Genomic DNA, 12908 nt, shown 5'->3' on the forward strand with positions numbered 1-12908 from the left:
GTGTCCCATTCCATCCAGACTCAGGATGTGTCGGGGGACGAGTCGGGGAGCTGCGGCGGCAGCCATGCTGTTGCTGCTCGTCTCCTGCACGTCGTCTCCGCCGATAAGGGAAGCAGAGCACATTCAGGAGGCGGAGCACATGAACACGAGTCAAGAACGACGCGGGCGGATCAACCCGCAAGCGGCGGCGGAGCTTCCCGGGAACGCGCAGCCTGTGGCGATAGATCGGGTGCAGGACGCCCTGGATCAAGCGCAAGCGGGCGAGACGATCTGGGTCGCTTCGGGTACTTATGCAGACCGGCAATTCGTCTGGACCTACAAGGGCGAAGGTCCTGTGGCGATCCGGGCCCGGGAAGACGGCGGCGTCCGCTTGACGGGAGCTTCGCTTGTCACGATTCGCGGCAGCTGGCATGTCGTGCTAAGCGGTTTTTGGTTCGACGCCGTAACGTCGGACAACAGCGTCGTGCTGGATGGGTCTTCTGACGTCCACGTTACGGAGAACTACTTTTACCGCAACGGACGCACCCCCACGAGCAAGATCGTCGGCATTCGCAACGGTTCGGCCCGCAACGAGATTCATCACAATACGTTCGATCAAAGCTACGGGCAGTCGGTGGCGACCTACAACGGGCATACGCCGGATGACGTGAACAACACCGACAATCGGATCTACGCCAATTTGTTTTACGACATTCCGACGGTAAAAAGCGTGTACAACAAAACGAACGGAATGGAAGCGGTTCAATTGGGGCAGGGGCGCGATGTGCACGTCGTCCACCGGACTCAAGTGTATGAGAACGTCTTCGAGCATGTTGCAGGCGACCTGGATGAGATTATCAGCGTCAAAACGAGCGGCAACGCGATCTATCGCAATTCGTTTCTGAACAGTCCGTCCGGATTGACGATCCGTCTGGGGGCGGGCAATACGATTCGGGACAACTATTTCGAAAATGCGGAGAAAGGCATTCGCTCGTACGGGTACGATCAGACGATCGCGCGCAATTACCTGGCAGGCGGCCGGATCGGCATCCAGTTCCCGGCAGCCGACACGAAGACCGGCGAGAAAGAGCAGGTCGCCGCTCCGTATTACCAGTCCGACCGTTCGCTTATTACGGACAACATCATCGTGCGGCCCAGCGAAGCGGCGTTCGTCTTCGGACGCAACTACAAGTCGGATCAGTGGCCGCTGCTGCCGACCGCGCTGCGGATCGAGAACAACGACGTGTATCTTTCGTCCGTCAGAGCGAAAGACTTCACGATGCACGAGCAAGCGCTGGCATTTGATCCGTCGATGGCAACGTTTAAGGGCAATCGCACGTTCGGGATTGACCGGCTCAACCGGGGAAGCGTCACTGCTGGCGACCCTGCGGCGATTGCATTTACGATTACAGCCGAACCGGTTTTTCCTTCGCCCTCGGACTTCTGGGGCGAGGAGCCGCTGGGGAGCCGGGACAGCCGAACGGGGACCGCCTGGAAGCGGCCGGAGCCAGTCATACGTTAATCGTTAGCCAAGGGTAAGGGCATAGGGGAGTTCGTTCCAAAACAGAGAGGGGCAGATCAATGAACAGGACACGCACGCGCACATCGCTTATCGCAGCAGGATGTATGGCACTATTGCTCGCCGGATGCGGCAATGACGGCACGGCCACAAGCGCCGACGCCAACAAGGAAGGGGCGGGAGGAGCTCCGTCGGCCAAGGAAGAAGCGGCCCGGATCGCCAGCGAACCGACCGAGCTCGTCTTTTACAACACGTCGAACGGCTGGACGCAAGAGCGGTTTATGGAAGAGTACGGCAATCCGATTGCGAAGAAATTTCCGAACTACACGCTCAAATTCGTGACGCAAGAAAACAGCCAGACGCTGCCCAACTTGCTGACAACGGGTCAGCAAATCGATATTCTGATGGCCTCCATCGGGCTGACGCCCGCCTTCCTGCTGAATTACGGGCTGGAGAGCGATATTAGCGATCTGATCAAGAAGTACGGCTACGACTTGACCCGTCTCGAGACGTCTCTGGTCGATATTCAGCGGGATTTGGCCGACGGCGGCATCTACGGATTGCCGGTAACCAATACGTCTGCGGCGCTGTTCTACAACAAAGACCTGTTCGATAAGTTCGGCGTCGGTTATCCGAAGGACGGCATGACGTGGGACGAGACGTTTGCCCTGGCGCAGCAGATGACGCGTCAGGACGGCGGGGTCAAATACCGCGGGCTGACGATGGCGTTCCAGCATGTGCTGTTCCTGAACCAATTGTCCGCTCCCCATGTGGATAAGAAAACGAACAAAGCGGCGTTTTTGCAGGATGGCTTTGTCCGATCCTTTGAAAACCTGGCACGGTTTTACCGGATACAAGGCAACGAGCTGCCTAATAACAAGTTTGCGCTCGGTTCGCAGCGGGACGACTTCTACAAAGTGCAGGATATCGCGATGTTCTTGTCGCTCAGCGGATCGGCCGTATCGTTCGGCGCGATGAACTGGGATGCGGTGCAGCTGCCGGTGTTCGCGGACAAGCGCAATGCAGGGCCCCAGGCGTATCCGAACTACTTTTATTTGACGAATATGAGCAAAAAACGCGATGCCGCCTTCCAGGTGATGGACTACGTTACCTCGCTGGAATACCAGAAATGGCTGACGGAAAAAGGAAGCTTCCCGGTCGTGCGCGAATCGTCCAAACTGATGGAGGACTTCGGCAAAACGAACCCGATCTATGTGGGCAAAAACGTGAAGTCGCTCATGCCGCAATCGTTCGCCCCTGCGACGACGAAAACGAAATTCCAGGATGCCGCCGACAAAGAAATTTTGAATGCGCTTAACAAATACGCGAGCGGCAGCGATGTCAATACGGCGCTGCGCCAAGCGGCGGAAGCGACCGACCAGGCGATAACCGCTACGGCAGCGAAATAAGCAAGCGACGGCTTGAAGTGCGAAAGCCGATAGGATGAACCTGGCAAGGGATTCGATCCTGTGAATGAAAATACGGCTGGCAGCTTATCCTAAACGATAGGCTGCCTTTTCTAGTAGAGGTCAAAACGGATAAGGGTGCAGCGAAGCTGGGCTGGGATGGGCATGTTTTGCTTGCAATAAGGCGCTAGCCGCTTACGCGGCAGCGGGCATATATCACGGGAGAGCGGCGGGCGTGTGGCCTTGTACTTCCCTGCTCATGGACGGGGAAGAGCCGAGAGCCGATTAAGAGCGGTTTGTACCCTTTATTTGGTCCGAAACCAGCTTGAATGGGGAAATAAGAGCGGTTTGAAGCTGCTATAATCCGCGAATAGGGCGCAGACCCCGTCAGATGGTTGGAATAAGAGGTGCAAACCGCCTTTATTCGCTTCATTCTGCCCAATCTGCCGGAAATAGCGGGTGCAAAAGACTCTTAATTCGTTTGGGAACCGGCATGTATACTCGGGTTCAGCCAAGCGGGACGCTTACTGTCCGAAAGCAAAGCCAACTGCGGCGCATCCCCCTTTATTTTCCATTGACTTTCCCGTTAGAGCGCGATAAGATAGGGGCAAATTAATACTTAAACGTTTCAGTACCAACTTCACTTAAACGATTAAGTATGATAAACAAGGGGGAAACGTATGTTGTTCAAACGATTGCATCTTTTCACCTCGGTCGCCGTTATTTCCAGCCTTGCGCTTTTGGCCGCCTGCGGCAGCAAGGCCAGCCCGCCGGCGGATCAAGGGCAAAGCCGTCCTGCGGACGAAACCGTCAAGCGGGAGGGTGGGTTGAAACCGGAGGCGGGAGCGCAACTGCTCGTATGGGAATCGAAGGGCCCGGAGCTGGACTATTTGAAAGCGATCGCAGAGCAATTCGAGAAAGAATACGGGGTCAAGGTGAAGGTGGAGCCCGTACCCGCGATCGACTCGGTGAAAAAGCTGACGACGGACGGTCCGGCCGGCCTCGGGGCTGACGTATTCGCCGCTCCGCACGATCAATTGGGGAATGCCGTGCTGGCCGGGCTTGTTTTGCAAAACGACGTATTCGATGAGGCGGCGAGGGGCGAATACATGGAGTCGGCCATCGACGGGGTGAGCAACAAAGGGACTTTGTACGGATTTCCGACGGCCATCGATACGTACGCGCTGTATTACAACAAAAGCCTGATGGCGGCCCCTCCGAAAACGTACGAAGATATCGTCAAGTTCGCCGCCGGGTACAACGACCCGAAAAACAAAAAATACGCCTTCATGTGGAACGTCGGCCAATTGTACCAGTCTTACTCGTTCCTGGCCGGTTACGGCGGTTACGTGTTCGGGAGCAAAGGAACCGATGCGGGCGATATCGGGCTGAACAATGAAAAAGCGGTCGAAGGCGCATCCTATATCCAATCGCTTAAGCAGATTTTGCCGTTAAATACGAACGACATCAACGACAATATCATTACGGGCTTTTTCCAGGAAGGGAAAACGGCGGCGGTTATTAACGGGCCGTGGCTGCAATCGAGCCTGACCCAGGTCAACTTCCAATACGGCGTCGCTCCGCTGCCGCTGCTGCCGAACGGCCAGCACCCGATCAGCTTCTCCGGCATCCGCGGCTTGTACGTCAATTCGTATACGAAATATCCGGCTGCGGCCAAGCTGTTTGCGAGTTATGCGACGAACAAGCCGAATCTGACGAAACGGTTCGAGATGACCAAGCAATTGCCGCCGAGAAAAGATATGATGGAAGATCCGATTCTTACCCAGGACGCGAACGCTTCGGCTTTCCTGGAGCAGGCGAAATACTCCACTCCGATGCCGTCGATTCCGGAAATGGGCAACGTATGGGTGCCGGCGGGCGCTGCGCTTTCCTCGCTCTGGAACTCCAATCAGGACCCGCGCATCGCTCTGAACAATGCGGTCGAGCAGATCAAAACAGCAATCAAGACGACGAAGTAAGGCGGTTACACGTATGAACTTGACACAAGGAGCCGGGCGGTACCGGACGAAGGCTGGCTTATTATCCGCGCTGCTGATCGGGCTCGGTCAGCTGTACAACAGGCAATACGGCAAAGGCCTGCTGTTCATGACGGCGGCGCAGCTGTTGTTCTGGACTTATTATCCGATCGCTTTCAAAGGAATTGCCGGACTGATTACGCTGGGGAAAGCGCCTACCCGCATCGTCGGAGGCAAAATCGTTCAAGGCGACCATTCCATCTTCCTGCTGATAGGCGGTCTCATCACGCTTGTCATCGTCCTGCTGTTCGTCGGCTTTTATGCGCTGAATATTTATGACGCCCGCAAAAACGGGGAGCTTCGTGACGAAGGACGGCGCGTTCCCGGTCTTATCGATTCGTTCCGGACGGCGAAGTTCCGGCATCTGCCTTATTTGCTCTTGCTGCCCGCCTGCGGCTTCGCGCTGTTCGTCACCGTCATACCGCTGACGTTTAACGTGCTGATCGCCTTTACGAATTATTCCGCTCCCGCCCATATTCCCGACCGGGCGCTGGTGGACTGGGTAGGGCTGCGGACGTTCACCGATTTGTTCACGCAGGAAGCTTGGCGCTCGACCTTTCTCGGCATATCCGTCTGGAACATCGCTTGGGCCGCCGCTTCGACCGTATCGGTGTTTTTCGGCGGGCTGCTGCTGGCGCTGATGGTGAATTACCCGGGCATCCGGTTCAAGCGGTTTTGGAGAACCATGTTCATTTTGCCTTGGGCGGTGCCGCAATTTATCTCGATTCTCGTGTTCCGGGTGTTACTCAACGGGTCGTTCGGCCCGGTAAACGATATGCTGATGAAGCTGGGTATCCCGGCTGTTCCGTGGCTATCCGACCCGCTGATGGCGAAAGTGACGATCGTGCTGGTCAACCTGTGGTTTTCGACTCCGTTTCTGATGGCTCTGATGTCGGGAGTGCTGACGACGCTGCCCCGCGATTTGTACGAAGCGGCGGAAGTGGATGGGGCGTCGGGACGGCAGAAGTTCGTCGGCATTACGCTGCCGCTCGTGCTGGCGGCTACCGCGCCGATTCTCATTATGCAGTTCGCGTTTAATTTCAACAACTTCAACCTGATTTACTTGCTGACGGACGGCGGTCCGGACCATCCCGGCTATTACTATGCGGGGAGCACCGATATATTGATTTCGTGGATTTACAAGATGACGCTGAACCAGAGCCAGTTCAACATGGCCTCGGCCGTCTCCATTATTATGTTTGTGTTTATCGCGGCTTTCTCGTTATGGAATTACAGGCGGATGAAGTCTACCCGAGAAGAGGATTTGGTCTGAATGTCGAAGCTGAAAAACAATGGACGAGACGGAATACGCGCAAATTCGGCGAAGTTCCGGGAGAAGCTGATCTTAACCGGCATCTACGCGGTGTTCGCACTGCTGCTCGCGGCGATCGTATATCCGATCGTATGGGTGATCGGGACGTCGCTGAATCCCGGCACCGGACTACTGGTCAGCAGCATGTTCCCGGCGAATCCGACGTTCGGCCATTATGCCGAGCTGATCGGCGATACCGATTTTGTGCTGTGGTACGGCAATACGATCAAGATCGCGGTGTGCAACGCCGTCTTGTCGACGGCATTGGTGGCGATAACGGCTTATGCCTTCTCCCGTTTCCGCTTCAAGGGCAGGAAGCAAGGACTCATGACCTTGCTCGTCTTGCAAATGTTCCCGGGCTTCTTGTCGATCATGGCGATTTTCGTGCTGCTGCTGCAAACGAAAATGCTCGATACGCATCTGGGCATCGTGCTCATATACGCCGGAGGGGCCGTCTCGATGGGAACGTGGGTGATGAAGGGCCATTTCGATACGATCCCGCGCAACCTGGAGGAAGCGGCTTTTCTGGACGGCGCTACCCATAAGGACACGTTTTTCAAAATTATTGTCCCCTTGTCGCTGCCTGCCGTGACGTTTGTGGCGCTGAACAGCTTTATTACGCCGTTCATGGATTTCATCTTGCCGCAAATCGTCTTGAGGTCGTCGGAGAAGATGACGCTGGCCCAGGGGCTGTACAATATGGTCGCCAACGAGACGAATTCCAGTTTTACCGTATTTGCCGCCGGGGCCGTGCTTGTCGCATTGCCGATTACGCTGCTGTACATGTATTTTCAGAAATATTTGATCGGCGGGCTCGCGGCCGGCGCCGACAAAGGCTGACGAAGCCGGTATTTGGAGGATGGGGGAGTGCGCCATGCACGTCGAAGCGATCTATCACAGGTCGACGGACAGTTATTGTTACGCCTATGACGACCGGACGGTCCACATTCGGCTGCGCGCCAAAAAAGGCGATCTGCGGACTGTCAAAGCTTTATACGGAGACAAATACGATTGGGATCACACCGCGAAGGAGAAACAGCTGCACAAGATCGCCAGCGACGAGCTGTTCGATTATTGGCAGGCCGAGCTGACGCCTCCGCACGGCCGGCTCCGCTACGCGTTCGAGCTGGTGTCCGGCACAAGCAAGCTGTGGTATACGGAGCAGGGATTCTCGGAGCGGAAGCCGCAAGATCCGTTGTCCTGCTTCGACTACCCGTTTCTGTGGCCGAGCGAGGTGTTGAAGCCGCCGGAGTGGGTCAAGCGGGCCGTTTTTTATCAAATATTTCCAGAACGGTTTGCCAACGGCGATCCGGCGAACGACCCGGCAGGCGTCCGGCCTTGGGATCAGGACGATCCGGGACCGCACGATTATTACGGCGGAGATCTGCAGGGGGTGCTGGACCGGATCGACTATATCCAGTCGCTCGGCGTCAACGCGGTCTATTTTACTCCGCTCTTCGAGGCGCGTACGAACCACAAGTACGATACGTCGGACTATCTGCGGATAGACCTCCATTTCGGAGACGCCAAGCTGTTGAAGCGGCTCGTGCAGGCGTTCCACGAACGCGGCATCCGCGTCGTCCTCGATGCGGTGTTTAACCATAGCGGCTTTTGGTTTGCGCCTTTTCAGGACGTGCTGGAGAAGGGGGAGGCGTCGGCTTACCGGGACTGGTTCCATATCGACGAATATCCGCTGACGAGGGAGCCGCGCCCGTCGTATCGCTGCTTCGCCTTCGAATCGCACATGCCGAAGCTGAATACGGCTCATCCGCAAGTGCGCGATTATTTGCTGGACGTGGCGCAGTATTGGGTCAAGGAGTGCGATATCGACGGATGGAGACTGGACGTGGCGAACGAGGTCGACCACGGGTTTTGGCGGCAGTTCCGCAAGACGTTGAAGTCGTTGAAGCCGGATCTGTATATTCTGGGGGAAATCTGGCACGATGCGATGCCGTGGCTGAGAGGCGACCAGTTCGATGCGGTGATGAACTATCCGGCGACGGAGGCGGTGCTGCAGTTTTTTGCCAAAGGCGAGATCGATGCCGAGACGTTAGCGGATCGGATCAACCGGCTGCTGGCCGGCTATCCGCAGCAAGTGAACGAGGCGGCTTTTAATATCGTCGGAAGCCACGATACCCCGAGGCTGCTTACGGTCGCCGGGGACGAGCGGAAAGGGAAACAGGCCGCGCTGTTTCAATTTATACTGCCTGGGACGCCGTGCGTGTATTACGGTGACGAGACGGGAATGCAGGGAGGGCCCGACCCGGACTGCCGGAGGCCGATGGTATGGGACCCGCAGTGGCAAAACGCACAGCTTCTCGACTTTTACCGCCGCCTCGTCTCGCTGCGCAAGTCGCACCCCGCCCTGCAGGAAGGCTCGTTCGACTGGCTGTATGCCCGGGGCCGCCAATTGGTCGTGCGGAGAACTCATGCCAGCGGGGACGTGTACGTGTGCTTCAATCATGACGCCGCTCCGGCTCATCTCGTGTTTGCCGTCGAGCCGCCCGTTTCGCCCGTTCCGGTATGGGGGAACGGCGTCGTTCAGATCGCGGAGAAGGAGGCGAACGTCACCTTGCCTCCGTTCGGCTGGCACGTGCTGATCGCAGCGGCCGGGAGCGATTGACAAATCGGATGGCGTGTGATTAAATCGACTGAAACGTTTAAGCAAAGGCGGCAGATTTGAGATGAAAAAAGCGACAATCAAAGATATTGCTAAGGCGGCCAACGTGTCGATTGCCACCGTCTCCTATATTTTGAACGACGTCAAAACCCAATCGATCTCCGACGAAACACGGGTCAAAGTATTGAAGATCGCCCAGCAGCTCCAGTATGTGACGAACCGGAGCGCCCGTTCGCTGAAGCTGCAGAAAACCGGGCTGATCGGGATTTTATTGTTCAAAGATTTGCAGCCCCACCGCTGGTCGGAGCTGAAGTACGTCAAAACGTTATACCGGATCGAACGGCTGTGCGGCCAGCTCGGCTACCATACGATCTTCATGCAGATCGAAGGGGACGCTCCATCCTATGACATGATCCGGGAGCGGAATCTGGACGGGGTGTTTCTGATGAACGTGGACCAGGAGCGGTTTGCGACGATCTCCCGCTACTTCGGATTCGGCATCCCCGTCTTTGCGATCGACAGCCATATCGAAGATACGATCTTCCATAAAGTGCTTCCCGACTTCGCGGCCGGCTTCCGGACCGCGCGGGAGAAACTTGGCGAAGAGCCGCAGTTCCTCGTGCTGGACGCGTATAACGATTCGCTGCTTGTCGGGCAAATCAAGCGGCTGTCGGGTATGGACGAGGAACGGATTCACGTATATGAGGGGGCCGAAGGGCTGAACGCTTTTTTGGCCAAGTACCCCGGCAGTCCGGGAATCGTCGTCAACGAATTTCTGGCAGGCGAAGCAGCGCGGACTCACGACCGGATCGTCGCTATATGCACAAGCGATTGTCCGGAAATGCTGGCGGAGCGGATCGCCAAGGTAACGTTCGATCTGGGCGATTACAAGCGGATTGTGGATATGATGGACCGCAATATTCACGATGCGGATCACAGCAGTCCGGAGAAGTTCCTTTATTTGCCCGTTATATCGTAAGACAAGGACAGGAGGAAGGCATCAAGTGAATTTATCGCGGTTGATCGCATTCGAATCGTTTCATTCCGCCATTTTAAACAACAATCGCGAATTGTTTGTCTATTTGCCCCCGAGTTATAGAAGCGATCCGGATGCGCGTTATCCGGTTTTGTATATGAACGACGGCCAGCACGTCTTCCACAAAGACCGGAGGGGCGAGTCGTGGGACGTTCATCTTACGGTGGACCGGCTCGTTGCGGAAGGACGCATGCGCGAAATTATCGTGGTTGCGGTCGCCCATGTCGAGGATGCGCGCATCGCCGAATATATGCACGCAAGCCCGGACGGGAGCGACGTGTTCGGGATGACGAACCAGGGCGAGCTGTACGAGTTGTTTCTGCTTCGCGAAGTGAAGCCTTTTATCGACAGGGAATACCGCACGTTGCCGGACAAGGAGCATACCGCTCTGATGGGATCGTCCGCCGGCGGGCTGGTCTCGTACAATATCGGATTCCGTCATCCGGATACGTTCGGCATGATCGGCGCATTATGTCCGTTCTTCGTAAGCGTCGATCCGGCGACGATGGAGGAACGCTGGTTAAGCCGGGTATATACGGAGAAGCAGGATCTGAAAATCTGGATGGACGTGGGCGATTCCGAAGGTTATACCGTCATGGAAAAACATGTGCGGCATGTCGCCGATACTCTGATCCGGGCGGGCTTCCAGCCGGGAGTCGATCTCATGTTCCATGTGGCGATCGACTCGGGGCATTCCCAGACGGATTGGGCCGCCCGCGTCCATGCTCCGCTGCTGTACTTTTTCGGCGAGATCGGTACGCCGGTCCGCGCGGAGCTGCACGGCCCCGCCGTCATCGGGCTGGAAGGGCCGAGGTGTGCGCTGAACCCGGTCGTCCATTACGACAGCGGGTTTATGGTCACGGACCTGAATGCGGATTATGTAGCGGCGGATCCCGGGATCGTCGAAGCGAGCGCAGACGGTTGGCTGCTGCCCAAGCGGACCGGAAGCACGAAGATGACGTATAACGGCTCTGCAGTGACAGCCTGTCACGAGCTTGCCGTCGTCCCGTATGTGCCTGCTACGGTTCCGGTCGAGATGTACGTGAAGGTACCGGAGGGCACGCCGCCTGCAGATAAGCTGTACGCGGGCATCGAGCTGCCCCTTCTTCGCGAGGGCTGGTACGGCGGGACGTTCGAGGTGCCGAGAGACGTTTCCTTCGTGTTCCGCATATCCCGCGGATTGGGCCGGCACGAGGTCGATGCCCGGGGCCGGGAGGTTCCGTACCGGACGTTCACGGCGGACGGCCGGCAGGTGCTGCATTATGAAGTGGAAGATTGGATAGATACGGCGTCGGAGCGCTTATCGGGGTGAACGAGATGACAAACGGATCGAGCCTTTTGCGAATCGAAAACTTTTATTCCGCCAGCCTGGACAACTCAAGAGAACTGTTCGTTTATTTGCCTCCAAGCTACCGGCACCATACGGCCAAGCGTTACCCGGTGTTGTATATGCATGATGGTCAAAATGTATTTCATCCGGCCTTCAACGGTTATTCGTGGAACGTGCACGAAACGGTCGACCGTCTCGTCTCACTCGGCCTGATGGAAGAGATCATAGTGGTCGGGATCGCCAACCGGGGGACGGAGCGATCGGATGAGTTTACCCACGATCTGGCCGGCGTGTTGTATCGTGAGGATAAAGTAACCGTGCAGCCGAAAGGCTTGCTGTATGAGTCGTTTCTGATCGATGAAGTGAAGCCGTACATCGATGCGGTGTTTCGCACCGAGCCGGGTCCGGAGCATACGGCGCTGATGGGATCGTCGCGGGGCGGACAGGTGACGTACCATATCGGCTTCCGCCGGCCGGACGTTTTCGGCAAGCTCGCTATCGTGTCTCCTTATTTTTATTGCGTGGACCCAAGCAGCTCGGCCGAAGTGCCGCTCGTGCACCTGTTCCGGGAGAAGCAGCCGCTGTCCCGGATCTGGATCGATCTCGGCGGACGCGAAGGCACATTGGTGATGGAAAAGCACGTCCGCGGCGTTGTCGAGCACTTGCTTGCGCTTGGTTATGCGCCGGACAGCGAGCTGGCGTATTATTTGGATGCCGAGGCGGAGCATGTAGAGCATGATTGGGCCGCACGGCTGGCTTCGCCCTTGCTTCATTTGTTCGGCGACGAGCGGTCGCCTGTCGATACGTTGAGGCTGTGCGGCTGCGGGGAAGTCAGCATGGCCGGTCCGGCTTGCCGCCTGAACCCGGTTGCGGTTCGTGCCGACGGACTGACCCACTCGGTGCTGCGGCCGGTTTATACGGTCGAAGACCGTTCCGTTCTGAAGGTGCGGGAGGACGGAACGATCGTGCCGCTAACGACCGGCGAGACCGTTATTACCGCCGAATACGGCGGTGTGCAGGCGAGCCGAACGGTTCGCGTCACCGCCGGATAACCTCTAGGGCTGGATATTCCGGTTCAAACGTAAAAGGATAGTAACGAGGCTGCCGGAGAGCGATCCGGCGGCCTTTTTGTGTGCGGTCCTGTATAGATACGCGCAACCTTCCAGGTATTGGAAGCGTATAAGAAAGGAAACGGCCGCAGGGGGGATGATCGGTTGGCTCTGGTACCTGTGTTTGGAGTCGCGTCTGCTGTTTTGTCTTTTATACTGCTCTCCGTGCTATGGATCGCGGGACTTCTTTTATGCAGGAAGCTTTCCTTTCGGGGAGGCTACTATTTTTTTCTGTTTTTGCTGATCGGCAAAATCTACTCCTTTCTTGTTACTTGGGTGCTCTCGCCCATCCTCCAAACGTATATGGATTCCGTCAATGCTGCCTCGAAGCCTGCCTTGGGAATGAGGCCGGGAGAACTACTCATGTGGATTTCTTATGCGAACGGTTCCATCACCTATCTGTTCCAGCTGATAGCATACGGCTGCCTGGTTATCGGGTTTTATCGGATGTGGGCGCAGCGGAAGTATGACTTCCGCTAATTTCGCAAAACCCGCAATTTTCACGCCTTTAGCGGAAGTTTGGTTTCCGCTATTTTAGCTTTTTGGGTTGATCCAGTCGGT

9 protein-coding genes are annotated in these 12908 nt (G+C 56.6%); all 9 read left to right on the forward strand.

Annotated elements, in window-relative coordinates; translation table 11 throughout:
- The first annotated feature begins 139 nt into the window (after nt 1-139).
- The 9 genes from AC3Y2E_RS19830 (at nt 140) to AC3Y2E_RS19870 (ending at nt 12290) form a co-directional block, all read left to right on the forward strand.
- A complete protein-coding gene (locus AC3Y2E_RS19830; RefSeq protein WP_379213371.1) occupies nt 140-1501 on the forward strand; it encodes a chondroitinase-B domain-containing protein in 1362 nt (453 codons plus the stop codon).
- A gap of 59 nt (nt 1502-1560) precedes the next feature.
- Complete coding sequence (locus AC3Y2E_RS19835; protein WP_379213373.1) at nt 1561-2907, forward strand: ABC transporter substrate-binding protein; 1347 nt, start codon at nt 1561-1563, stop codon at nt 2905-2907.
- A gap of 677 nt (nt 2908-3584) precedes the next feature.
- Complete coding sequence (locus AC3Y2E_RS19840) at nt 3585-4883, forward strand: sugar ABC transporter substrate-binding protein (protein ID WP_190931522.1); 1299 nt, start codon at nt 3585-3587, stop codon at nt 4881-4883.
- 13 nt (nt 4884-4896) lie between these two features.
- A complete protein-coding gene (locus tag AC3Y2E_RS19845; RefSeq protein WP_190931521.1) occupies nt 4897-6213 on the forward strand; it encodes a sugar ABC transporter permease in 1317 nt (438 codons plus the stop codon).
- Entirely contained in the window at nt 6214-7092 is an 879-nt protein-coding gene (locus AC3Y2E_RS19850; RefSeq protein WP_190931520.1) for a sugar ABC transporter permease, read from the forward strand.
- A 34-nt stretch (nt 7093-7126) separates the two neighbouring features.
- Complete coding sequence (locus AC3Y2E_RS19855) at nt 7127-8875, forward strand: glycoside hydrolase family 13 protein (RefSeq protein ID WP_379213377.1); 1749 nt, start codon at nt 7127-7129, stop codon at nt 8873-8875.
- Between the two features lie 61 nt (nt 8876-8936).
- Entirely contained in the window at nt 8937-9851 is a 915-nt protein-coding gene (locus AC3Y2E_RS19860) for a LacI family DNA-binding transcriptional regulator (RefSeq protein ID WP_379213379.1), read from the forward strand.
- 25 nt (nt 9852-9876) lie between these two features.
- Entirely contained in the window at nt 9877-11220 is a 1344-nt protein-coding gene (locus AC3Y2E_RS19865) for an alpha/beta hydrolase (protein WP_379213381.1), read from the forward strand.
- A 5-nt stretch (nt 11221-11225) separates the two neighbouring features.
- A complete protein-coding gene (locus AC3Y2E_RS19870) occupies nt 11226-12290 on the forward strand; it encodes an alpha/beta hydrolase (protein ID WP_379213537.1) in 1065 nt (354 codons plus the stop codon).
- Nucleotides 12291-12908: the final 618 nt, after the last annotated feature.

It is taken from the genome of Paenibacillus sp. MAH-35, assembly GCF_058135425.1.

What these genes read in the sequence shown, in the direction of transcription:
- AC3Y2E_RS19830 (WP_379213371.1), top strand. Translation starts at nt 140, where the DNA reads ATGAACACGAGTCAAGAACGACGCGGGCGGATCAACCCGCAAGCGGCG.
- AC3Y2E_RS19835 (WP_379213373.1), top strand. Translation starts at nt 1,561, where the DNA reads ATGAACAGGACACGCACGCGCACATCGCTTATCGCAGCAGGATGTATG.
- AC3Y2E_RS19840 (WP_190931522.1), top strand. Translation starts at nt 3,585, where the DNA reads ATGTTGTTCAAACGATTGCATCTTTTCACCTCGGTCGCCGTTATTTCC.
- AC3Y2E_RS19845 (WP_190931521.1), top strand. Translation starts at nt 4,897, where the DNA reads ATGAACTTGACACAAGGAGCCGGGCGGTACCGGACGAAGGCTGGCTTA.
- AC3Y2E_RS19850 (WP_190931520.1), top strand. Translation starts at nt 6,214, where the DNA reads ATGTCGAAGCTGAAAAACAATGGACGAGACGGAATACGCGCAAATTCG.
- AC3Y2E_RS19855 (WP_379213377.1), top strand. Translation starts at nt 7,127, where the DNA reads ATGCACGTCGAAGCGATCTATCACAGGTCGACGGACAGTTATTGTTAC.
- AC3Y2E_RS19860 (WP_379213379.1), top strand. Translation starts at nt 8,937, where the DNA reads ATGAAAAAAGCGACAATCAAAGATATTGCTAAGGCGGCCAACGTGTCG.
- AC3Y2E_RS19870 (WP_379213537.1), top strand. Translation starts at nt 11,226, where the DNA reads ATGACAAACGGATCGAGCCTTTTGCGAATCGAAAACTTTTATTCCGCC.